The sequence below is a fragment of the Streptomyces sp. NPDC057445 genome (genome assembly GCF_042802855.1).
GTDB lineage: Bacteria > Actinomycetota > Actinomycetes > Streptomycetales > Streptomycetaceae > Streptomyces.
Genome location: NZ_JBHVDH010000018.1, coordinates 102,032 through 125,735, shown reverse-complemented (window position 1 = coordinate 125,735; position 23,704 = coordinate 102,032). Strand labels below are relative to the sequence as shown.

Genomic DNA, 23,704 nt, shown 5'->3' with positions numbered 1-23,704 from the left:
TGTCCACACCACTCCCCTGGCGATCGACATGTCGACAGAACGTTGCATCCCCCCACCGAGGCCTCTCGGAGGCACGTCATGCCCGTGCACAGATGCGGAACGACCCGAAGAGCCATGGCCCGCGGCTTCCTCACGGTCCTGGCCCTCCTCCTCGCCCTCCCCGCCACGGCTTCGGCCGCCTCGGGGGACACTTCCGACCGCGGCTCGGCCCATATGGGCATGGGTGTGGCCGCCCATGACGGCCGGGGCGGTCTCCCGCGCGACGGCCGCGCCGTCCAGACCGAAGGCGTCGACGTCTCCAGCCACCAGGGCGACGTCGACTGGTCCGCGCTCCGGGGCAGCGGCGTGAGGTGGGCCTACGTCAAGGCCACCGAGGGCACCTACTACCGCAACCCTTACTTCGGGCAGCAGTACAACGGCTCCTACGACATCGGGATGATCCGCGGCGCGTACCACTTCGCCACCCCCGACACCACGAGCGGCGCCGCCCAGGCGGACTTCTTCGTCGACAACGGCGGCGGCTGGACCCGTGACGGCAGGACCCTGCCCGGCGCGCTGGACATCGAGTGGAACCCGTACGGCGCGAGCTGCTACGGCAGGACCCGGTCCGCGATGGTCGGCTGGATCCGGGACTTCCTGAACCGCTACAAGGCCCGTACCGGACGCGACGCCGTGATCTACACGGCCACCAGCTGGTGGACCCTGTGCACCGGCAACCACGGCGGCTTCGGAGCCGTCAACCCCCTCTGGATCGCCCGCTACAACACCACCCCGGGCACCCTCCCGGCAGGCTGGGCTTACCACACGATGTGGCAGTACACGTCGTCCGGCCCGACCGTGGGTGACCACAACAAGTTCAACGGCGGACTCGACCGCGTCCAGGCCCTGGCGTACGGCTGACTCCCGCCCCCCGGCACCGGAGCCCCCGGCGCGGCAGGGCCGCGCCGGGGGCTCCGGTCGGGGGCAGGGCTGGGGCCTCTCGTTCGGAGACCCGAGGCGATCAGCCGCAGAGGCCCGCCGGGCGGCTGCGGGTGACCAGATCGGTCCAGCCGGTGGTGCCGTCGAGCCAGACGACCTGCTTGCCGGAGACCGCGGCCGGGGAGAGCTGTTCGCCCCGGTTGCAGGAGACGCGCCCCAGGCGGGAGCCGTCCGTGCCCATCTGCCAGACCTTGGCGAGGGTCTCGTTGCGGAACCGGGTGTCGGGCAGCTGGCTGTTGACCGTGACGGCGTCCTCGGAGACGGTCAGATCGAAGGCGATGAGCGCGTGCGGCTTGGCCTCCGGGTTGATGTCGTAGGCGTTGGTGCCGTCGAGCGCCGCGCGACGCACACCCATCTGGCCCGCGTCGTCCAGGATCTCGTCCGTCAGCCAGAAGACGTGGCTGCCGTTGATGCCGGTCTGGCCGAGGCCCTGCGGGTCGCCGAGCTGCTCGGTCAGGGTCTTGGTTCCGGTCTTCAGATCCAGGATCTCGACGCCGAGCTTGTACTCGGTCTCGGTCGGGTACAGCTTGGCGTACGCGAGCTTGCCGTGCGCGATCGACGGCAGGGCGCTGCCGAGGAAGAAGCTGCCGCCGTCCACGAGGGTGGGCTTGGCGTCGCCGGCGCGCAGATAGCCGACATGACGGTCACCGAAGATGCCGTACGTCTCGAAGACGGCCACACCGTTCTCGACCCGCAGCCCGGAGATGTCGTTGTACGACGTGTACAGCTTCTTGATGGGGCCGCCGGCGAGCGGACGCGACAGGATGTCCAGGCTGGTGGTGCCGTACGCCGCCCATACGACGGTCTTTCCGTCCGTCGCCGGGTAGACGTGGTAGCGCCCGTCGTTCGGGCTGATCAGCTTGGGCGCGCCCTTGCCGTCCGCACGGCCGGCGTAGACCGAGTAGGGCTCGGAACCGTCGTCGTTCGACTTGGAGACGGTCCACCAGCCGCCGCCCGCCTGGACGCCGGTGCCGGCGATGTTGAGCTTGCCGAACAGCTGGTCGGTGTCGACGCCCAGGGCGTCCTCCCAGCCGGGCACGACGCCGTGGGCACTGAACGACCGCTTCACGACGTTCAGCTGCCCGGACTCCGCACCCAGGTCCTTGGCCGCCGCGAGCACCGCGTTGCGGCCCTCGGTGAAGCCGTCGAGCGGGGTCATGTACTCGGACAGCGCCTTGTACACGATCCGGTCGGCGAGCTCACCGCCCAGGTCCTGGCGCATGTCCCACAGAGCGCCGGAGAAGATCGTGGAGTTGAGGTGGACCCCGCCGTTGTCGGTGCCGAACGTCACGCCCAGGAAGTTCTTCGAGGTGGAGGCACCGTCGTCGAGGTTGCGGAAGGCACAGTCGCCCGCCGCCTTCGTACGGCACAGGTCCTCGCCGATCAGGCCCGCGTCGGGGTCGTCCATGGACTGCCCGGAGGTGTTGACGTCGATCGCGTTGCCGAAGTAGTCGGCGAGCGCCTCGTTCAGTGCGCCGGACTGGCCGGCGTAGACGAGGTTCGCGGTGTTCTCGACGACCCCGTGGGTCATCTCGTGGCCGACGACGTCGAGGTCGGCGGAGAGCGGCTTGAACTCCTCGTCGCCCGAGCCGTACACCATCTTCTGGCCGTCCCAGAAGGCGTTGACGTACGACCCGCCGAACTCGGTCACGCCGACCAGTGAGTTGACGGTGGTGCCTCGGCCGTCGAGCCCGTTCCGGCCGTGCTGCTTCTTGTAGTAGTCGTAGACCTGGCCGGCCGCCCAGTGCGCGTCGACCGCGCCGACGTCGGTGGCGTTCTTCCCGAACTCCGCGGCGGCGGAGCCGAACACCTTGATGCCGCTCGGCCACTGGCCCGCGACGTCGTTCACGTCGCGGCCGGAGGCGTCGTAGGTGCTGAGCGTGTTCTTGCTGCTGTCGGCCATCCGCGCGTAGTCGGTCATGACGTACTCGCCGCGGGCGGTGTCACGGAACAGCTCGAGGTTCACCTTGGCGCCGTTGAGGCGCAGACCGCTGCCCTGGGTGCCGGGGTGGGCCGCGGGGTCCTCCGCCGCTGCCCTGCCCTTGGCGGCGGGGGCTGCCGCGGTGCCGGGACCGTCGGTCGCCGCCTTCGGGGCCGTCAGCGTCCTGATGCCGCTGTACTGCAGCACCGGATAGCCGGAAGCCGCGTCGACGTAGACGTGCTGCAGTACCGGCTCACCGGTCGCGGCGTTCGTGCCGCGCACGGTCACGTGGTACGCGAGTACGCCGTCGCCGCGCGGGATGACGACGAGACCGCCCGCGGTGCCGGCGAGCGCCGCCGCCTTCGCGGACTTCTCCCCCTCCTTGCGCACCGCGTCTGCCTTGGTGAGCTGTCCCCCGCCGATCCGCTCGGCGGTGGCGGAGACCGCACGGCGTACAGCCACGTCCTTGTCGACGGACGGCTCCGTGGCGGTGCTGAGGCCCGTGAAGTACTGGCCGGAGGTGCCCGTGACGACGCGCTTGCCGCCCTTGCTCTCCATCCGTACGACGTACTGGCCGCCGAGGACCGGGACCCCGTGGTGCTTCTGCTGGAGCCGTACGGTCTCGTCGGCGCCGTGCTTCAGCGTCTGCAAGGGCGCCAGGTCGCGCTCCGGCTCGGCGATGCGGTAGCGGCTCTCCTTGGCGGCCAGGTGCCCGAGGGCGGCGTCCGCGGGGGCGGCCTTCGCGTCCACGGCCTCACGCAGACCGTCGACGAGGGCGGGTGTCGCGGTGTCGTCACCCGGAATGACGTCGACGGGCGGTGCCGGGGGCGGCGTCGCCGCCTGGGCCGGGACCGCGGTGATCAGAAGTCCGGCAGCTGCCAGGAGTGCGGCGATTCCCGCTCCCCTGGATGCGCCCGATCCTGGTCTTCCATGGCTGTTGCTGGGCTTGCGCACAGTACGTACCCCTCCCGCGTGCTTGGTCAGAGCCGGTTCAGGTGGTCATGGCCATGCAACATGTGGGCCGCCAACGCAGCAATGAGCCAAGTGCGTTCACAAGTGGACATGCACACTTGTGTGTCCTGTGAAGACGGAGTGAGAATCCGCAACATGATCGAGGGGGAGCTGCACACCCTTGGCCTTGGGGCGGCCGAGGAGTTGGCGTACGAGGCCCTGCTCAAGGAACGCGCGGCGGGCGCCGAGGAGTTGGCGCGCCTGCTGGAGCTGCCACGGGACCAGTTGGAGGCGGCTCTCGACCGGCTGGTCGAGCAGGGTCTCGCACTGCCGTCCCGCGACTGCGGGGCGCTTCCCCGGCCTGCCGCGCCGGCCGCCGCGATCCGTACGCTCATTCACCGCCGCCAGGCCGAACTGCATATGAAATCAGCCGAACTCGAGCGATTACGTATGTCCGCCGATCAGCTTGCCGGCCGACTGATGTCGGGCTCCACGACGGTTCCCGAGAGCGGTATCGAGGTGGTCACGGGGCGGCGGGAGATCGGCGAGCGGGCCGATCTCCTGCTCGCGTCGGCGGAACGCGAGGTCGTCATCCTGGACCGGCCGCCGTATGTCAGAGGGCAACTGGGGGACGGGACTTCACCGCCGCCCGGCCTGGACATCGAGGGACTGCTGAAACGCGGGGTCGAGGTCCGTACCGTGTTCGACCCCGAGGGGCTCGCGACCCCTGAGGAGATGCACATGGTGACGGCCCTGATGGAGAGGGGCCTGCGGGCCCGGGTCGCCCCGGACGTACCGACCAAGCTGATCGCCGTCGACCGGCGGATCACCCTCCTGCCGCCGAGCGACGCGGCCGATCCGACGGCGTCGGCACTGGTGATCGGTGACGCCCTGCTCGGCAACGCACTGGTGCCGCTCTTCGAGACCGTGTGGGACAGGGCCACCCCGCTGAGCGGCTGCGGCGCGCCGCTCGCCGCGCCGCAGAAGGAACTGCTGACGCTGCTGGCAGCCGGTCTCAAGGACGAGGCGATCGCCCGCCGGCTCGGGGTGCATGTGCACACGGCCCGCCGGCGCATCAGCCGACTGCTGGAGTCCCTGGGCGCCGAGACCCGCTTCCAGGCCGGGGCGCAGGCAACGCTCCGGGGCTGGCTCGACGTCTGAGCGCGAGCGGGCGCCGGCAGGAGCAAGACCCGCGCATCGCGCGCACGCGGACGATCCCCTTACCGGCGCACACGTGTCTCCCCGCATCCGGCTGACCCGCTGGGCGACCGCACGGACGCCGTCGTCCGGACCGACGGCGCCGACGCGGCTCCCCGCAGTCTTGGCGAACCAGGGCCGCCGCGCCCCGCTGCGGCGCGGGCGGTCGGCCGGACCACCGGCCCGCAACGCGTGCGGTGGCGCACCCGCGCGCGGCGCCCCGGAACAGGCGGGACCGGAAGGACCCGCGCGGGCGTACGGGGCCGCCGTGCGGCTGGGCTTTACCGGCGGCTCCGCCCCGACCCGACACGAGCGGGGACCGCTTCAAGAGCCGCCCGGACGCCGAAGTCCAGATCGACGGCACACCCTCAGCCCCCCATCGGCGGCAAGCCACGGCCGCCGGACCGGCTGACCGGCCAAACCTGCCCCGCCGAAGCGGCCAGTCGGACGGGGTACGGAACGCGTGCGGTGGCGCACCCGCGCGCGGCGCCCCGGTGCAGGCGGGACCGGAAGGACCCGCGCGGACGTACGGGGCCGCCGTGCGGGCGGGCCTTACCGGCGGCATCCGCCCCGACCCGACCCGGCGCCAGCGGGCTGCCCTGCCGGGCTTCGGCCCCGGCGGCGCGGAAGCCGCCCCGCAGCCGGATGCGGCCCGCCACCCGTACGAGCGGGCAATCCGCAAGGGCACCCGGACCCCACCGCACAGGAACCGGCCGGCGAGGGGGCGCGCTGCGGGGCACACACCGGACATGCCGACGGCCCGGCCCCGGCGCAATGCCGGGGCCGGGCCGGTGGGCTTCGGGGCCTCCTCCAGGGAGTGGCGGCAACCGCGCGGGCGTTACGCCGCGGCGGTCACCGGGACTTCCGCCGGGGCCAGGGCGATCTCCAGCACCTGGCGGACGTCCGTCACGGGGTGGACCTCCAGCTTCTCCAGAACCTCGGCCGGGACGTCGTCCAGGTCGGCCTCGTTCCGCTTGGGGATCACGACCGTCGTGGTCCCCGCCCGGTGCGCGGCCAGCAGCTTCTGCTTCAGACCGCCGATCGGGAGCACCCGTCCGGTCAGCGACACCTCACCGGTCATCGCGACATCCGTACGGACCTGCCGGCCGGAGAGCAGCGATGCCAGCGCCGTCGTCATCGTGATGCCCGCGCTCGGCCCGTCCTTGGGGACCGCGCCCGCCGGGAAGTGGATGTGCACGCCCCGGTCCTTGAGATCGGCGACCGGCAGCTCCAGTTCCGCGCCGTGCGAGCGGAGGAAGCTCAGCGCGATCTGCGCGGACTCCTTCATCACGTCGCCGAGCTGGCCGGTCAGGGTCAGCCCCGCGGCTCCGGTCTCGGGGTCGGCCAGCGACGCCTCCACGTACAGGACGTCGCCGCCCGCGCCGGTGACCGCGAGCCCCGTGGCCACGCCCGGCACGGCCGTGCGGCGCTCGGCCGGGTCCTGGGCGGACTCCGGAACATGGTGCGGCCGGCCGATCAGGCCCCTCAGATCGCCGTCGGCGACGGTGAACGGCAGTTCCCGCTCGCCGAGCTCGTGCTGGGCCGCGACCTTCCGCAGCAGCCGTGCGACCGCACGCTCCAGGTTCCGTACGCCCGCCTCGCGGGTGTACTCGCCCGCGAGCTTGCGCAGCGCGGACTCGTCGATCGTGACCTCGCCCTCGGCCAGACCCGCCCGCTCCAGCTGGCGCGGGAGCAGGTGGTCGCGGGCGATGACGACCTTCTCGTCCTCGGTGTACCCGTCGAGCCTGACCAGCTCCATCCGGTCGAGCAGCGCCTCCGGGATGGACTCCAGCACATTCGCGGTGGCCAGGAAGACGACGTCGCTCAGGTCGAGTTCGACCTCCAGGTAGTGGTCGCGGAAGGTGTGGTTCTGCGCCGGGTCCAGGACCTCGAGGAGCGCCGCCGCCGGGTCGCCCCGGAAGTCGGAGCCGACCTTGTCGATCTCGTCGAGCAGGACCACCGGGTTCATCGACCCGGCCTCCTTGATGGCGCGGACGATACGGCCGGGCAGCGCGCCGACGTACGTACGCCGGTGGCCCCGGATCTCCGCCTCGTCCCGGACACCGCCGAGCGCGACCCGGACGAACTTGCGTCCCATCGCGTGCGCGACGGATTCGCCGAGCGAGGTCTTGCCGACGCCGGGCGGACCCACGAGCGCGAGAACCGCGCCCCCGCGCCGTCCGCCGACCACGCCGAGGCCCCGGTCCGCGCGCCGCTTGCGCACCGCGAGGTATTCGGTGATGCGCTCCTTCACGTCGTCCAGGCCCGCGTGCTCGGCGTCCAGGACCGTCTTGGCGCCCTGGATGTCGTACGCGTCCTCCGTGTGCTCGTTCCACGGCAGTTCGAGGACCGTGTCGAGCCAGGTACGGATCCAGGACCCCTCGGGGCTCTGGTCGCTGGAACGCTCGAGCTTGTCGACCTCCTTGAGCGCCGCCTCGCGGACCTTCTCGGGGAGGTCTGCGGCCTCGACCCGGGTGCGGTAATCGTCGGACTCCTCACCCTCGGACTCGCCGTTGATCTCGCGCAGCTCCTTGCGTACCGCTTCGAGCTGGCGGCGCAGCAGGAATTCACGCTGCTGCTTGTCGACGCCCTCCTGGACGTCCTTGGCGATGGACTCCGCGACGTCCTGCTCGGCGAGGTGCTCGCGGAGCTGTTCTGTGGCCAGCTTGAGCCGGGCGACCGGGTCGGCGGTGTCCAGCAGCTCCACCTTCTGGGCGGTGGTGAGGAACGGCGAGTATCCGGAGTTGTCGGCGAGTGCCGAGATGTCGTCGATCTGCTGGACGCGGTCGACGATCTGCCATGCGCCGCGCTTCCTCAGCCAGCTGGTGGCGAGTGCCTTGTACTCCTTGACGAGCTCGGCCACGGATCCGGGCAGCGGGTCGGGCACGATCTCCTCGACACGGATGCCCTCCACCCAGAGGGCCGCTCCGGGGCCGGTCGTGCCCGCGCCGATGCGCACACGGCTGTGCCCGCGGATCAGGGCGCCGGGGTCGCCGTCGGACAGCCGGCCGACCTGCTCGACGGTGCCGAGCACTCCGGTCGCGGCGTAGGTTCCGTCGACGCGTGGCACGAGCAGGACCCTGGGCTTGCCGGGCTCCGATCCGGCGGCTGCCTGGGCAGCCTCCACCGCGGCCCGTACATCGGCGTCGGACAGGTCGAGCGGCACCACCATGCCGGGCAGCACGACCTCGTCGTCGAGCGGCAGCACAGGCAGAGTGAGCGGTGTGGACGTCGAAGCCATGATCTCCCCTTCGGCATTCAAGTTGAGTTGTACGGACTCAATGCAGGGGGGACGGTGAATGTTCCCCCGCGGCGTTCCGCTGTGAGCGATCACACACACCACGACCGGCGACCAGCCGATGTAATAGCTCCATGACCGATTCATCTCTTACGCGCTTGATCGGGGCCTGGGTAGACGGCTGGGTCGTCTCACGGGGTGCCGCGGAGCCGGTGGCCGTGTCCTGGGGCTTCACGGTCGACGTCGGGCTTCCCCGGCACACCAGCCGCGGTGTCCTCACCGCCCGTGCGGAGTCCTCCGTCCGCGAGGCCGCCGGGGCGTCGCGGATTCCGGGGCACTGGCTCAAGGTCTTCGAGGAGCCGGAGAAGGTCCTGGCCTGGCTGGGCCCCGACTGGACGACCGACGAGCCGGGCTTCCTGATGACGGCCGGGCTCCGTCGGACCGAGGCCGTCGTACCGTCCGGGCACCGGCTGAAGGCATGGACACGCGGCGGGGTCACCCGGGCGCTGATCACCACGGAGGACGGAAGTTTCGCGGCGCGCGGCCAGATCGCCCTGGGCAGCGTGACGGGAGAGGCCGTCGTCGACCAGGTCGAGACGGCCCCCGAACACCGTCGCAAGGGTCTTGGCAGCGTCGTCATGCGCACGCTCCAGAACGCGGCGGTCGAGCAGGGCGCCACCGTAGGCGTGCTGGGCGGGACGACCGACGGGCGGGCGCTGTACGAGTCCCTGGGGTGGCGCTCGGTCGCGCCGCTGGTCAGCGTGTTCTACGACGCGAAGCCGGAGTGAGCGCGGCGTGCCACCGCCCTGTCACGCGCCCACCGGCGCACGACGGGCCAGGCCGCGATACCGGCCAGCAGCGCGAGCGGATGACCCCAGTTGCTGAGCGGGTCCTCGTAGGTGAGGAGGTCCCCGAGGAGCACCACGGAGACCCAGCCGAGCACCACCGACCGCGCCATCGGGCCGAGCAGTCCGGCCAGCGCTCCGACACACGTCAGCAGGCCGAAGCTGATCCCGTAGTCGAGGCGCTGCAGCGAGGTTCCCGGAAGGTGCCCGGCCATGACGGACAGCCCGACCGGGAGCTCCGTCGCAAGGGTGGCCGCCACGTGACCGCCCAGGAACACCGCGGCTGCGCGCCACCCTCCGATACGCCGCTCCAGTGCGGTGAGCACGAAGACGAATCCGACGGCGTACGCGGACGCGAGCCCGCCCGCCACCCACAGGGCGCTGGCGACCAGCACGAGCAGCGGGGTGGTGGCGAGATGCGCGACATCGGTACTGGAGCCGCGCAGCAGGGCGGAGACGGTGGCCGGGTCACCGTAATCGGTGTAGAGGGACGTGGCGAGGAGGACGACGGCGTACCAGAAGGTGAAGGGGGTGCCGACCGGAGTGGGGAGGAGACGGCCGACCCCCCGGGCGCGGACCTTCGCGGAAACGCTGCGGCTCTCCGGTGCGGGTGACTCTGCCGGTGCGGGTGCGGGTGCCGGCACGGGCGCCGGTGCGGGAGCGCCGCGGTCTTCGCGCGCGGGTGCCGTCCGGCCGTGCTGCGTCGGCCGCTGGCGCGGGATGCCGCCCAGCAGTTCACGTGGCTCAAGCCGCTGCACCACGTATGGCTCCTTCGTGTCGGCGTCGCATCCACAGCCCCGGGACCCTGCCCAGCCAACTCGATCATCACGCCCGCGTCCATGACGTGCGCCACACCGGGCAACCATCCCTCCCGTGAACCGGTCGCCCCTCCGGGAGCGATGGCTGCGTGAGTACGCCTGGGAGGCCGCCGCGGCACTGACCGGGTACTCCAAGGAGTGCGCACGCAGCAACGACCAGCGCGCATCGGGTCGACGAGGCTGTGACCTATTGGCTGGGCCCCACCACATTTCGGCCCGGATGGAGAACAGCTTCCTGCGCTCGGCCCACACTGGCGTTCGCGGTGCTCGGGGCCGGGTCCGGCGCCCCGGTCATGGCGCGTGGCGCGTTCGGCGCCATCGGCATCACGGCCGCCGCTGCCGTCGTGATCGGTGCGCGGCTCAGCCGGCTCCCCGCGTTCGCGTGCCTCGCCGCCGCCCTGACGGCCGCGCCCTGGTTCCACGGCGGTGCCGCCCGGATCTGGGCGGTGCAGCCGGGCGCGCAGCCCGGGGCCTGGGCGGCTGCCGCGGGGCTGTTCGTCGCGGGCGCGTGCCTGTATGCGTGGCGCGGCGCCCGCCCCGGGGCCGGGTGGCCCGGCCGGGGAACCCGACCACGGATCGTGGTCCCGGCCGACGCGAGGGGGGCCGGGCCCACGATCCGTGGTGTGAACAGCGGTCGGGCGGGTAGGCGCTCTGTTCCGGCGGGTTTCCGGCGGACAGGACGGCTCCGATCCGAGTCGTCGTCGCCGGCCGCCGGAGGTATGGACCATGACGTTCCCAGTCCCGCAGACGCCCATCACGCTCGACCGGCGCGAGGGTCCCTACGGCGAGGTCGCACTGCGGCGACGCCAGGGCGCCGGGGACGGGGACGGGCCGGTGCACGAGATCATCGCCAACGGCTGTTTCCTCATGGACACGTCCGACGGCCGCTCGGAGCGGCTGCTGATCGACGCCGCGCTCGGCGCCCTCGGGGGCCGCCCGGCAGCGGCCGTACTCATCGGCGGCCTCGGCGTCGGATTCTCGCTGGCCCATGCCGCCGCAAGTCCCGCCTGGGCCCGGATCACCGTCGTCGAGCGTGAGCAGGCGATCATCGACTGGCACCGCTCCGGTCCGCTCGCCGCGATCTCCGGCGCGGCCCTCGCCGACCCGCGGACCGTGGTCGTTCACGCGGATCTCGTCGAGTACCTCCATAACACTTCCGACACATATGACGCGCTCTGCCTGGACATCGACAACGGCCCCGACTGGACCGTCACCGAGGGCAACGAAAGCCTCTACTCACCGGCCGGACTGGCCGCCTGCGCAAGGCGGTTGAGGCCGGGCGGAGTGCTCGCCGTGTGGTCCGCCCAGCCCTCCGCCGATTTCGAGAAGTCAATGCGGAATGCCGGATTCACCGGGGTAAGTACGGAAGAGATCCAAGTTGCCCGAGGCGTACCTGACGTGGTCCATCTCGCTGTTCGCCCTGCGTAGCCGGGAGCCGAGCGATGCCTTTACGCTGACCTGACCTGACACACGGATCTACACGCAGCTCGCAGTGCGCGACAGGGGCGGGGCGATGGAGCAAACACACACCAGCAACAACGGCGCCGCGTCGTATTCGACGGCCAGTGCCCAGCGCCGGGTGCTGGTGGTCGAGGACGACAGCACCATCGTCGAGGCCATCGGCGCGCGACTGCGCGCCGAGGGCTTCCTGGTGCAGACGGCCACGGACGGACCTGCCGCCGTCGACGCGGCGGAGGCGTGGCAGCCGGATCTGATGGTCCTCGACGTGATGCTCCCCGGCTTCGACGGCCTGGAGGTCTGCCGACGGGTCCAGGCGCAGCGTCCGGTGCCTGTGCTGATGCTCACAGCCCGCGACGACGAGACCGACATGCTGGTCGGCCTCGGTGTCGGGGCCGACGACTACATGACCAAGCCGTTCTCGATGCGTGAGCTGGCGGCCCGGGTGCATGTCCTGCTGCGCCGGGTGGAGCGTGCGGCGCTGGCCGCCGTGACGCCCCGCAGCGGCATCATGCGTCTCGGCGAACTGGAGATCGACCACGCCCAGCGCCGGGTCCGCGTCAAGAGTGACGACGTGCATCTCACCCCGACCGAGTTCGACCTGCTCGTCTGCCTCGCGAACACGCCGCGCGCGGTTCTCTCGCGCGAGCAGCTGCTCGCCGAGGTCTGGGACTGGGCCGACGCGTCCGGTACGCGCACGGTGGACAGCCACATCAAGGCGCTGCGCCGCAAGATCGGCGCCGAGCGGATCCGTACCGTCCACGGCGTCGGCTACGCGCTGGAGACCCCGGCCCCATGAGCCGGCTGAGCCGGCTGCGGTCCGAGTTGGGCTCGGTGGAGATCTCGATCAAGACCAAGCTCGGCGCGCTGGTCGTGATGTCGGTGCTGATCACTTCCGGGCTGGCGCTGGTCGCCTTCAGGACCGGGGCCGAGCTGCGCTACATCACCGTCTTCGCGATGATCACGACCCTGCTGATCACGCAGTTCGTGGCGCACGGCCTGACCGCCCCGCTGGACGAGATGAACACCGTGGCGAAGTCGATCTCCCACGGTGACTACACCCGCCGTGTGAGCGGCGCCGACCGCCGGGACGAGCTCGGCGACCTCGCGAACACCATCAACGTGATGGCCGACGATCTCGAGTCGGTGGACCGGCACCGCAAGGAGCTGGTCGCCAATGTCTCCCACGAGCTGCGCACCCCCATCGCGGCGCTGCGCGCGGTCCTGGAGAACGTCGTGGACGGCGTCTCGGCCGCCGACCCGGAGACCATGCGTACGGCGCTGAAGCAGACCGAGCGGCTCGGCCGGCTCGTCGAGACCCTGCTGGATCTGTCCCGGCTCGACAACGGTGTGGTCACGCTCAGGGCGCGGCGTTTCGAGGTGTGGCCGTATCTGTCGGGCGTGCTGAAGGAGGCCAATCTGGCCGCCGGGCGGCGCGGCCTCTCCTCCGGCTCGGGCAGCCACACCCGCAAGGACGTCCATCTGCACCTGGATGTGCACCCGCCTGAGCTCACCGCACACGCGGACGCCGAGCGGCTGCACCAGGTGGTGGCCAATCTGATCGACAACGCGGTGAAGCACTCCCCGCCGCACGGCCGGGTCACCGTACGGGCCCGTCGGGGCCCGCACGCGGAGTCGCTGGACCTCGAGGTGCAGGACGAGGGTCCCGGCATCCCCCGGTCGGAGTGGCACAAGGTGTTCGAGCGCTTCAACCGCGGCAGCGTCCCGTCTCCGCACGGGCCGGGCAGCGACGGCGGTACCGGCCTGGGGCTGGCGATCGCCCGCTGGGCCGTGGAACTGCACGGAGGACGTATCGGCGTGGCCGAATCGGCGCGCGGTTGCCGCATACAGGTCACCCTTCCGGGAATTCCTCAGCGGCGCGGTTGACGTAGGGTTCGAACCGGAAGCCGGCATTCACTAGGCGTCGGCCGCTTCGGTTCCTGCTGAACCGGTGCGGGCACGGGAGTGCGTGCGGCCGGAGGTGCGGGCCCACGGGGCCGCGGCCACGCTCACTCGTACCCTTCTCGAAGGGGAACCACGCTTGTTTCCCGCCATTTCCTGCACCGAAACCGGCTGTCCGGTGTGACTTAGGCGACGATGACCATGCCCCGCCTGCACCTCCCGGCCAGGGAGGCGTAGCCTTGTTTTCCGCTGTCCATCACCTTGTGAAGCGGAAGAGGGCGGTTGCCGCCGTGTCGTCTCAGTCCCCCAGTAACTCGAGCACTTCGACCGACCCAGACGGGCAGGGGAAGAACCCCGCTGCCGCGTTCGGTCCCAATGAGTGGCTCGTCGACGAGATCTACCAGCAGTACCTCCAGGACCCGAATTCGGTCGACCGTGCCTGGTGGGACTTCTTCGCCGACTACAAGCCGGGCGGTACCACCACCGCCACCACCGGCACCGCTGCCGCGGGGGCAGCGGAGGCCACGCCCACCGCGGGCACCCAGGCGCCGGGCACCGCACAAGCTCCGGCGCCGGCGGCTCCCGCGGCACCGGCTGCTCCGGCTGCTCCGGCCCAGCCCGCCGCCGCACCGGCCGCCGCCGCACCTGCTCCGGCCCCGGTGAAGCCCGCCGCTGCCGCTCCTGAGCCGGCCAAGGCGAAGCCGGCGGCCGTGGCGCCCGCGAAGCCCGCCAAGGCCGCAGAGCCGGCCAAGGAGGCCGCGGAACCCAAGGAGGGGCCCGAGCTGGTGCCCCTGCGCGGTCCCTCCGCCGCCGTCGCGAAGAACATGAACGCCTCGCTGGAGCTGCCCACGGCCACGTCCGTTCGCGCGGTCCCGGTGAAGCTGCTCTTCGACAACCGGATCGTCATCAACAACCACCTCAAGCGCGCCCGGGGCGGGAAGATCTCCTTCACCCACCTCATCGGGTACGCGATGGTGCAGGCCATCAAGGCCATGCCGTCGATGAACTGGTCCTACGGGGAGAAGGACGGCAAGCCGGTCCTGGTCAAGCCGCCGCACGTGAACTTCGGCCTCGCCATCGACCTGGTGAAGCCGAACGGCGACCGCCAGCTCGTCGTCGCGGGCATCAAGAAGGCCGAGACGCTGAGCTTCTTCGAGTTCTGGCAGGCCTACGAGGACATCGTCCGCCGCGCCCGCAACAACAAGCTGACGATGGACGACTTCACGGGCGTCACCGTCTCCCTGACCAACCCCGGCGGCCTCGGCACCGTCCACTCCGTGCCGCGTCTGATGCCCGGCCAGTCGGTGATCATGGGCGTCGGCTCCATGGACTACCCGGCGGAGTTCCAGGGCACCTCCCAGGACACCCTGAACAAGCTCGGCATCTCCAAGGTCATGACGCTGACCTCGACGTACGACCACCGGGTGATCCAGGGCGCCGCCTCCGGCGAGTTCCTGCGGATCGTCGCGGGCCTCCTCCTCGGTGAGAACGGCTTCTACGACGACGTCTTCGAGTCGCTGCGCATCCCCTACGAGCCGGTCCGCTGGCTCAAGGACATCGACGCCTCGCACGACGACGACGTCACCAAGGCCGCCCGTGTCTTCGAGCTGATCCACTCCTACCGGGTCCGCGGCCATGTCATGGCCGACACCGACCCGCTCGAGTACCGCCAGCGCAAGCACCCCGACCTGGACATCACCGAGCACGGCCTCACCCTGTGGGACCTCGAGCGCGAGTTCGCGGTCGGCGGCTTCGGCGGCAAGTCGATGATGAAGCTGCGCGACATCCTCGGCGTGCTGCGCGACTCGTACTGCCGCACCACCGGCATCGAGTTCATGCACATCCAGGACCCGAAGCAGCGCAAGTGGATCCAGGACCGCGTCGAGCGCCCGCACGCCAAGCCGGAGCGCGAGGAGCAGCTGCGGATCCTGCGCCGCCTCAACGCGGCGGAGGCGTTCGAGACCTTCCTGCAGACGAAGTACGTCGGCCAGAAGCGGTTCTCGCTGGAGGGCGGCGAGTCCGTCATCCCGCTGCTCGACGCGGTCATCGACTCCGCTGCCGAGTCCCGCCTGGACGAGGTCGTCATCGGCATGGCCCACCGCGGCCGCCTGAACGTCCTCGCGAACATCGTCGGCAAGTCGTACGCGCAGATCTTCCGCGAGTTCGAGGGCAACCTCGACCCGAAGTCGATGCACGGCTCCGGCGACGTGAAGTACCACCTGGGCGCCGAGGGCACCTTCACCGGCCTGGACGGCGAGCAGATCAAGGTCTCGCTGGCCGCCAACCCCTCGCACCTGGAGGCGGTCGACCCGGTCCTCGAGGGCATCGTCCGCGCCAAGCAGGACATCATCAACAAGGGCGGCACGGACTTCACCGTCCTGCCGGTCGCCCTCCACGGCGATGCGGCCTTCGCCGGCCAGGGCGTCGTCGCCGAGACGCTCAACATGTCGCAGCTGCGCGGCTACCGCACCGGCGGCACCGTGCACGTGGTGATCAACAACCAGGTCGGCTTCACCGCCGCCCCGGAGTCGTCGCGCTCCTCCATGTACGCGACCGACGTGGCCCGCATGATCGAGGCGCCGATCTTCCATGTGAACGGCGACGACCCGGAGGCCGTGGTCCGCGTGGCGCGCCTGGCCTTCGAGTTCCGCCAGACGTTCAACAAGGACGTCGTGATCGACCTCATCTGCTACCGCCGCCGCGGTCACAACGAGGGCGACAACCCGCAGTTCACCAACCCGCAGATGTACAACCTGATCGACAAGAAGCGCTCGGTGCGCAAGCTCTACACCGAGTCGCTCATCGGTCGTGGCGACATCACGCTGGAAGAGGCCGAGCAGGCGCTCCAGGACTTCCAGGGCCAGCTGGAGAAGGTCTTCGCCGAAGTCCGCGAGGCCACCTCCCAGCCGGCTCCGCCGCATGTCCCGGACGCCCAGCCCGAGTTCCCGGTGGCCGTCACCACCGCGATCTCCCAGGAGGTCGTGAAGCGGATCGCCGAGTCCCAGGTCAACGTCCCCGACCACGTCACCGTCCACCCGCGTCTGATGCCGCAGCTGCAGCGCCGCGCGGCCTCGGTCGAGGAAGGCACGATCGACTGGGGCATGGGCGAGACCCTGGCCATCGGCTCGCTGCTGATGGAGGGCACCCCGGTCCGGCTCGCCGGCCAGGACACCCGCCGCGGCACCTTCGGCCAGCGCCACGGCGTCCTCGTCGACCAGGAGACCGGCGAGGACTACACCCCGCTGCTCTACCTCAGCGATGACCAGGCCCGCTACAACGTCTACGACTCGCTGCTCAGCGAGTACGCGGCGATGGGCTTCGAGTACGGCTACTCGCTGGCCCGCGCGGACGCGCTGGTCATGTGGGAGGCCCAGTTCGGTGACTTCGTCAACGGCGCGCAGACCGTCGTCGACGAGTTCATCTCCTCGGCCGAGCAGAAGTGGGGCCAGACCTCCGGCGTCACACTGCTCCTGCCGCACGGCTACGAGGGCCAGGGGCCGGACCACTCGTCCGCCCGCCCGGAGCGCTTCCTCCAGCTGTGCGCGCAGAACAACATGACGGTCGCCATGCCGACCCTGCCGTCGAACTACTTCCACCTGCTGCGCTGGCAGGTCCACAACCCGCACCACAAGCCGCTCATCGTCTTCACCCCGAAGTCGATGCTGCGTCTGAAGGCGGCGGCGTCGAAGGCGGAGGAGTTCCTCACCGGCGGTTTCCGCCCGGTGATCGGCGACGACTCGGTGGACCCGGCCGCGGTCCGCAAGGTGGTCTTCACGTCCGGCAAGGTCTACTACGACCTCGAGGCCGAGCGTCAGAAGCGCGGCGTCAAGGACACCGCGATCATCCGTCTGGAGCGTCTGTACCCGCTGCCGGGTGCCGAACTCCAGGAGGAGATCGCCAAGTTCCCGAACGCCGACAAGTACCTGTGGGCCCAGGAGGAGCCGGCGAACCAGGGTGCCTGGCCGTTCATCGCGCTCAACCTGATCGACCACCTGGACCTGGCGGTCGGTGCGGACGTCCCGCACGGTGAGCGTCTGCGCCGCATCTCCCGCCCGCACTCGTCGTCCCCGGCCGTGGGTTCGGCGAAGCGGCACCAGGCGGAGCAGCAGCAGCTGGTGAACGAGGTCTTCGAGGCCTGATCCGGCCGACCGCTCGCGGTTGTCACGGGCCGGCCCCCACCGAAGTGATCGGTGGGGGCCGGCCCTTTCGCGTCCCGTCGTTCAGATGATCTGTGGTTCGAAGTCCCAGTAGGGCCGGTTCCTCGACCGGGCCGAGACCGTGTGGACGTGCTGGGCGCCGAGGGTGTCCTCGAGGTCGCCGAGCGCCTCCGTCTCGATCTTGTCCGCGCGCTGCCGCTCCCGCAGACCCCGCAGATCCGCCGCGTGGGCGATCCGGGAGGAGAGGGTCAGCGGATGTGTCCGGCCCAGGACCTCGATCGCGCGCGCCATCGTGGCCTCGGTCAGTTCGGCGGCGCTTTCCGGGTCACCCACGAGATTGCGGAGCGCGGACGCGTTGACGGCACAGCCGAGCGTCCAGGGGTGGTGCTCCCCCACGGCCCGGCTCATGTCGGCGAGGGCCTCCTCGACCAGCGCATGGGCCTGCTCCCGGTCTCCGACATTGCGCAGGATCAGGGCGTGGTTCCCCTTGGTTCCCGCGGTGTACGGATGCGTCTCGCCGAGCATGTCCGTGTATCCGCCGACGACATGCTCGCTTATGTCGCGTGCGCGGTCGATGTCACCGTGCTCGCGCGCGAAGCAGCACTGGCTGGCGGCGAACCTCATGGTGAGCGGATCGCCCTCGCCGAGCACCCGTTCGCTGCGTTCCAGTACGCGGGTGAACAGCTCCTTGGCCTTGTCCCATTCGCCCATGCGGTACTGGCACAGGGCGAGGCTGTGCTCGGCCTGGAGGGTCTGCGGGTTGTCGCGGCCCATGACGATGCGGTGCACACGGACACTCTGGACCTGCAGCGACTCGGCGTCGCCGTAGCGGCCGAGCAGTCGCAGATCGGTCGCGTAGTTGATCTCCGAGAAGAGAGTCCACGCGTGCCGGTGCCGCAGCAACTGCCTGCGAGCCTCCAGCGTGCGCCGGTTGAGTTCCAGCGACTCCGTGTACCGCCCGAGAAGGCGGAGCGAAATGGCCAGATTGTTCTGGGCGTTGAGCGTGCGCGAGTCCTGCTCGCCGAGGAGCTCCCGGTACGCCGTGAGGATCCAGCCGGAGAGTTCCAGGGCCTCCTCGTACCGCCCCAGTCCGCGCAGATCGGCCGCGAGACCGCCGGCCGCGCGCAGATGCTCCAGGTCCTGAGGGCCGCGCTCGACACGCAGATGGTCGACGGCGGCACGCTCGATGGCCTCGGTGCCCGCGTAGTCGCCCACGGCCCGCAGCAGATTGGCGTAGTGGTAGCTGAGGTCCCAGACCCGGGGGTGGGTCTCGCCGAGGAGGGTCTTCCAGGCAGCCATGGCCCGTTCGCCGAGCTTGATGCCCGTCTTGTACTCACCCGAGAGATACATGTAGCGCAGGCAGTTGAGGACCAACGCCTGGACCGCCGGGTCGGTGCTCTGGAGGACGTCCGCGTACTTGAGGTGCGGGGTGATCTCCGCGTACCGCGGCCACAGGCGGGTGTCGGTGGGGCGGCCGGGCTCGGCGGCGGCGAGGGCCCGGCGGACGACGTCGACGAACTCCTTGCCGTCCCGCTCCGGGATGTCCTTGCGGACGATCTGGTGGACCATGCGGTGCAGATAGAGCGACTCGCCAGAGGACGCGGCCTCGTCGGAGATCGATTCGTGGGACTCCAGCCGTACGACCGAGTACTGCCGCAGCTGCCCGATCGCCCTGTTCCACAGCAGCGGGTCGTTCATCAGCCCCGTCAGCTGTTCGGGCAGCACACCGGGCGGCATCTCCTTCAGCAGCCGTACGGGCACGGAGCCCGGAGCGAAGAAGGTGCACAGACGCAGCAGGTCGACGGACTCGGGGACCGTCTCCCGAAGCTTGTTGAGCAGTATCGACCAGGCGGTCTGGAAGGCGAGCGGGAAGTCGGCGGAGACCTTGACGACGTCCTGGTCGATGCCGCCTTCGAGGAGCTCGATGTACTCCTCGACCGACATGTCCGAGTCGTTGAGCCAGCCCGCCGTCTGGTCGAGCAGCAGCGGCAGGTCCTCCAGCGCCTCCGCGAGCTGGTCCGCCTCGGGATGGGTGAGGCGGGGAGCACGGCGGCGGATGAAGGCCACCGACTCGACCCGCTCGTACACCGGCACTTCGAGCAGATTGCTGTTGTGCTCGCTCCACTCCGGGTTGCGCGACGTGATCAGCACATGTCCTGGCCCGGTCGGCACCAGGTCCCAGATGTGCTCGGGCTCGTCGGCCCCGTCGAGGACCAGCAGCCAGCGCGAGTACGGATCGCCGCGCCGCAGGGCGTCGCGGGCGGCGCGCAGCCGCTCCCCGTACTCCGCGCCGGTCGACAGGCCGAGCGCCGGGGCGAGTTCGGCGAGCTTCTGCCGGTAGGTGACGCGCTTCTCGGCGGAGACCCACCACACGACGTCGTACTCGGAGCCGAAGCGGTAGACGTACTCGGCTGCCAGCTGTGTCTTGCCGACGCCGGACATGCCGTGAAGGGTCACCACGCCGGCACCCGCACCTGCCTCCTGGAGGGCGTGGTACGCGTCGTTGAGCAGGCTCTCCCGGCCGGTGAAGCGGGTGTTGCGGCGGGGGACCCCGCCCCACACCTCGGGGGTGTCGGCGGGATAGCGGGGACCGTGGCGGTCGTCCGCGGCCCCGGGCAGCGGCTCGGTGGGCAGCTCGAGACGGGCGAGGAGCCGCCGCTCGGCCTCCTCCGCACCGACGTTCGTCAGGTCCGCGGCGGCGAGGGCAGTGGTGGCGGTGGGGATCCGGGACGTGGTGATGCACACGGCCGCGAACCGCTCGGGCTCCGGGGCCACCACCTCGCGCAGTGCCCTGTTCCACTCGTCGTGGCTGCGCGGGCCGAGCTGGAAGTACCAGTCGCTGAGCAGGACCAGGATGCGGCCGGGGGCGAGCATCAGATCCCGGAGCGTCTCCTCCAGCGGGACCTCGACGGGCGGGTCCCAGCGCTGGAAGACGACACGCATCCCGCGGCGTTCGAGACGGTCCCCGATCCAGGCCGCCCAGGCCCGGTTGAAACCGGCGAAACTGATGGTGACGGTCTGCGTCCCGGTCGCTCCAACTTGCTTACGTGCTCCGGGCATTGAACCGTCTCCCTGCCTCGTGACAAGCCTTACGAACATACACCCGCGTCCCCCGGTCCGGCCTGGTTCTGCGGCTTCGCCGCGCCCGCTCCCACCCGCTCACGTCCCTGGCGATCCGTTCCGCTGGCACCAGATCACGCGCGCGGTACTGACATATGCCACTGCGCGTGCCCGGTGCCCCGAAGGGGGCGGATGATCAGCCAATTGGTCGTAGAGCCCGATCATGCCGTTGACGAGGATCCGCCCTTCGCGGGTCAGCGCCGCGGAGCCGGCCAGCACGGGCAGGACCGCCCCTACCTGTTCGCGGCAGCGGGCGTGCTCGGCCCAGGACAGGTCCCGGTGCCGGGCACTGCCGGCGCCCAGCGCGAAGCGCTGCCAGTAGTCGGCGAGCGCGAGGTGCGAGTACGCCCCTTGGAGCAGCCCGTCGAACGGGCGGGGGTCGGACCGCCAGGGCGCGAAGTGCCGTGGTTCGCCGTCCTCGTGATGCAGTGGCACGAGCTCGCCGAGCGCGGCCAGCTTCGTGTGCTGGAGTTCGTGGACCAGGGTCGAGGCGATGAAGGCGGGGGTGGACGGCTTGCTGCTGAGGACGGCGCCGAAGGCCTCGCGCCGGGTGCCGCTGCAGTGCGCGGCGCCGTCCCCCGCGACCGTCGAACCGGGTGGCGGAGCGAGCGGGACCAGACAGCGGAGCAGGGCGGCCGCTTCGGCCGGCCGGTGTTCACCACCGAGCCGGAGCAGCGGCTCCACTCCTGCCCAGGACTCCGCCCAGCCCTTGCGCTCGCCCTCGTCGAGGCCGGCCGCGGCGCTCAGTCCGTGCCTCTCCAGGCCGCTGCCCGCCGTGCGGTACGGGTGGAGGTCGTCGAGGGGAACGGGGGCGCCGTCCGGCAGGACGGCCGGCAGCATGATCGCGGGCACCCAGCGCGGGTCGTCGGCGTGGGCGCCATCGGCCCCGACCCGCACCCTGACCGGCGTGTCCGCGCGCTGTCGTACGGTCAGTTCACCGCCGTCGAAGGAGAGGTCGACCGGACCGGTCCGGACGCGCAGCGCGCCCAGGAGCGGAAGCGCGAGCAGTCCCTCCCGGGCGCAGACGCGGGCCGTGAACGGCAACCCCGCACGGAGCGCGCCCGTCGTGGCGAGCGCCGCGAAGTGATCGAGATCGGCGCGCAGTCCGGATGTCGGCGCGGCTGCGGTGAGTCCGTGGAGACAGCGCTGCGCCCATGGTCCGACGAGCGGGTAGAGGAGCAGTTCGCGCACCGCGGCCCGGTCGGCGCGCTCCGCGGCCTCCAGCAGCGCCCAGTCGTCGTGCAGGCGCCGCAGTGCCTTGGGCGGGCAGACCGCCGCGGGGGCGTCCTGCGCCGCGTCCAGGAGGGCACGCAGCAGCACGAGCCGGCGGATGTGCTGGTCGCGTACGAGCAGGCCGAGCGTCTCGGTGCTGCCTTCGGTGCGGCCGAGTTCGCGCAGCGCCCCGTCCGGGAGCGTGGCGACGCGGAGACTCGCGGCGCTCATGGGAGGGCTCCGACGGCCGTCGTGGGCGCCGTCCCGGTCGCAGCAGGCGTGGCGGTCGCAGCAGGCATGGCGGTCGCAGCAGGCGTGGCAGGCATCTCGTTCGTCGCAGGCGTCTCGTTCGTGGCAGGCGTGGCAGGCGTCCTGGTCGCCTCTGCCAGCCGGCCTGCCACATGACGAATGAAACGGTCGAGGTCGCCGCAGTACACGGAACGGTCGGTGAAGCCGTGCCCCGCGCGGAAGCGATGGGCGTAGTGGCCGCCGCCGCAGACCGTGAGCAGCGGGCAGGCACGGCATACGGCGGCGAGGGCCGCGGCCCCGGCATGCCGGGCGGCGATCCCCGGGTGCTCGAGGGCCTCGTCGAAGCTGTGCCGGAAGACGTCGAGCCCGGTCGCGGCGGCCGTGTCGTACGCGGACTTCAGGGAGTCGACCTGTTCGATGGCGCCGTCGGTCTCCACGACGACGGCGTTGACGGGGTCGAGGCCGAGGGATTCGGTGGCACCGGGGAGGCCGAGGAGCAGCGCGAGGCACTCCTCGAAGAGCCGGACCCTGGTCTCCCTGCGCCCCGCGGGCCACCAGCGGTCGAAGACCGTGCACAGCCAGTCCCCGTACGGAGTGTCCGGGCCCTCCGTGTCGAGGCCCGGTGGCGGACTGGTCCAGTTGCCGTGCGGGAGCAGCAGATCGACGGCGGGCGGCCGCAGGGCCAGGAGCGACTCGTACATCTCGACCGGGTCGGTGCGCGGGTCGACGACGGTGAGAATGCCGGCGTAGGCGTCCGGATGCCTCTCGGCGAGCAGCCTGGCGCCGCGGTAGGCCGCGGGCCAGGACGGCCGCCCCGCGTGGTCGGTGCGCAGCGCGTTGTGGGCGGCGAGACCCCCGTCGAGGCTGAGGCCGATGCGGATGCCGTGCCGCGCGAGGGTGGCGACGCGCGCATCGGTGAGCAGGGTGGCGTTGGTCTGCACGGTCGCGTGAACGGTGCAGACGGAGGGCACCCGTTCGCGTACGAGTGCGGTGAAGGCCGCGAGCCGGTCCACGCCCGCGAGCAGCGGTTCGCCGCCGTGCAGGACGAGGGCGATGTCGCTCAGGGCATGCGTGGCCGCGTGCTCGGCGATCCGGGCCGCGGTGCGGTCGAGGACGTCCGGCGGCGCGGCGGCGGGACGGGCGCGCCAGGTCCGGTCGGGGCCCGCGTAGAGGTAGCAGTAGCGGCAGGCCAGATTGCAGCGGCCGTGCACCTTGACGATGAACTGGCAGAAGGGCACGGGGGCGACCGTGTTTCGAGACACTCCGGCACCCCCATGCTGTCCGGCCCCTGCCATCTCTTCCGGGGCGGCCCCCGCTGCCGGTCCGAGGCGAGTATCCCTGGTGCGTCCGCCGGGCAAACATCGCGTCGGGAAGGTTGTCCTGTTCGGCGGACTCACGGTCCGAAACCCTGCGGGAACCCGGCCGCACAGGGGCTCAGAACGCGTTGTTGAAACCCCACAGCATCTCCCGCGGCTGTTCCGCCCTGCCGCGCAGATCCGCAAGCACCTCGGAAAGCACCGGGTGGTCCAGGGTCCGCAGCGCCTCCAGATCGAGCCCCAGCAGATCGGGCAGTCCGGCCCGGCCGTCCGCCGGGCCCGCCGCCTCTTCAGTCACCGACTCGTCCATCTTGTCTCCCCGTTGCCGTCGAGCTCATCGCT

14 protein-coding genes are annotated in these 23,704 nt (G+C 71.0%); 7 read left to right on the top strand and 7 right to left on the bottom strand.

What is annotated here, in order from left to right; all coding sequences use genetic code 11:
* The first annotated feature begins 78 nt into the window (after window positions 1-78).
* The gene (locus ACFU5O_RS28835; RefSeq protein WP_384244959.1) at window positions 79-900 is read left to right on the top strand and encodes a lysozyme; all 822 of its coding nucleotides are present in this window, start codon (window positions 79-81) and stop codon (window positions 898-900) included.
* Window positions 901-1,000: 100 nt separating this feature from the next.
* Here the strand turns inward: ACFU5O_RS28835 and ACFU5O_RS28830 are convergent, their stop codons facing one another.
* On the bottom strand, window positions 1,001-3,853 hold the full coding sequence (locus ACFU5O_RS28830; RefSeq protein WP_384244958.1) for a M4 family metallopeptidase: 2,853 nt from the start codon (window positions 3,851-3,853) through the stop codon (window positions 1,001-1,003).
* A 153-nt stretch (window positions 3,854-4,006) separates the two neighbouring features.
* Here ACFU5O_RS28830 and ACFU5O_RS28825 point away from each other — a divergent pair, with 153 nt between their 5' ends.
* Window positions 4,007-5,011 carry a helix-turn-helix domain-containing protein gene (locus tag ACFU5O_RS28825; RefSeq protein WP_384244957.1) on the top strand — a complete coding sequence of 335 codons (1,005 nt, stop codon included), beginning with the start codon at window positions 4,007-4,009 and terminating at the stop codon, window positions 5,009-5,011.
* An 874-nt stretch (window positions 5,012-5,885) separates the two neighbouring features.
* On the opposite strand, the gene lon is transcribed toward ACFU5O_RS28825, so the two are convergent.
* On the bottom strand, window positions 5,886-8,288 hold the full coding sequence (gene lon / locus ACFU5O_RS28820) for an endopeptidase La (RefSeq protein WP_384244956.1): 2,403 nt from the start codon (window positions 8,286-8,288) through the stop codon (window positions 5,886-5,888).
* Window positions 8,289-8,419: 131 nt separating this feature from the next.
* Here lon and ACFU5O_RS28815 point away from each other — a divergent pair, with 131 nt between their 5' ends.
* Window positions 8,420-9,073, top strand: coding sequence for a GNAT family N-acetyltransferase (locus ACFU5O_RS28815; protein WP_384244955.1), 654 nt, complete (start codon window positions 8,420-8,422; stop codon window positions 9,071-9,073).
* On the opposite strand, the gene ACFU5O_RS28810 is transcribed toward ACFU5O_RS28815, so the two are convergent.
* On the bottom strand, window positions 9,052-9,891 hold the full coding sequence (locus tag ACFU5O_RS28810; RefSeq protein WP_384244954.1) for a rhomboid-like protein: 840 nt from the start codon (window positions 9,889-9,891) through the stop codon (window positions 9,052-9,054). The two genes, ACFU5O_RS28815 and ACFU5O_RS28810, sit on opposite strands and share 22 nt — an antisense overlap.
* 783 nt (window positions 9,892-10,674) lie before the next feature.
* On the opposite strand from ACFU5O_RS28810, the gene ACFU5O_RS28805 reads away from it, so the two are divergent.
* The 4 genes from ACFU5O_RS28805 (at window position 10,675) to ACFU5O_RS28790 (ending at window position 17,447) form a co-directional block, all read left to right on the top strand.
* Window positions 10,675-11,376 (top strand): spermidine synthase, encoded by a 702-nt coding sequence (locus ACFU5O_RS28805; RefSeq protein WP_384244953.1) that lies wholly within the window; start codon window positions 10,675-10,677, stop codon window positions 11,374-11,376.
* An 85-nt stretch (window positions 11,377-11,461) separates the two neighbouring features.
* Complete coding sequence (locus ACFU5O_RS28800; RefSeq protein WP_384244951.1) at window positions 11,462-12,205, top strand: response regulator transcription factor; 744 nt, start codon at window positions 11,462-11,464, stop codon at window positions 12,203-12,205.
* Complete coding sequence (locus ACFU5O_RS28795) at window positions 12,202-13,293, top strand: ATP-binding protein (RefSeq protein WP_384244950.1); 1,092 nt, start codon at window positions 12,202-12,204, stop codon at window positions 13,291-13,293. Before ACFU5O_RS28800 ends, ACFU5O_RS28795 begins: the two co-directional genes overlap by 4 nt.
* Window positions 13,294-13,598: 305 nt before the next feature.
* On the top strand, window positions 13,599-17,447 hold the full coding sequence (locus ACFU5O_RS28790) for a multifunctional oxoglutarate decarboxylase/oxoglutarate dehydrogenase thiamine pyrophosphate-binding subunit/dihydrolipoyllysine-residue succinyltransferase subunit (protein ID WP_384244949.1): 3,849 nt from the start codon (window positions 13,599-13,601) through the stop codon (window positions 17,445-17,447).
* A gap of 81 nt (window positions 17,448-17,528) precedes the next feature.
* Here the strand turns inward: ACFU5O_RS28790 and fxsT are convergent, their stop codons facing one another.
* The 4 genes from fxsT to fxsA all read right to left on the bottom strand — a co-directional run bounded on the left by fxsT (window position 17,529) and on the right by fxsA (window position 23,672).
* Entirely contained in the window at window positions 17,529-20,525 is a 2,997-nt protein-coding gene (fxsT, locus tag ACFU5O_RS28785; protein ID WP_384244947.1) for an FxSxx-COOH system tetratricopeptide repeat protein, read from the bottom strand.
* 99 nt (window positions 20,526-20,624) lie between these two features.
* Window positions 20,625-22,028: an aKG-HExxH-type peptide beta-hydroxylase gene (locus ACFU5O_RS28780; protein WP_384244945.1), complete on the bottom strand. Its 1,404-nt coding sequence runs from the start codon at window positions 22,026-22,028 to the stop codon at window positions 20,625-20,627.
* Window positions 22,025-23,341 carry an FxsB family cyclophane-forming radical SAM/SPASM peptide maturase gene (locus ACFU5O_RS28775; protein ID WP_384244944.1) on the bottom strand — a complete coding sequence of 439 codons (1,317 nt, stop codon included), beginning with the start codon at window positions 23,339-23,341 and terminating at the stop codon, window positions 22,025-22,027. Before ACFU5O_RS28775 ends, ACFU5O_RS28780 begins: the two co-directional genes overlap by 4 nt.
* Before the next feature lie 139 nt (window positions 23,342-23,480).
* The gene (gene fxsA / locus ACFU5O_RS28770; RefSeq protein ID WP_384244943.1) at window positions 23,481-23,672 is read right to left on the bottom strand and encodes an FxSxx-COOH cyclophane-containing RiPP peptide; all 192 of its coding nucleotides are present in this window, start codon (window positions 23,670-23,672) and stop codon (window positions 23,481-23,483) included.
* Window positions 23,673-23,704 lie beyond the last annotated feature (32 nt).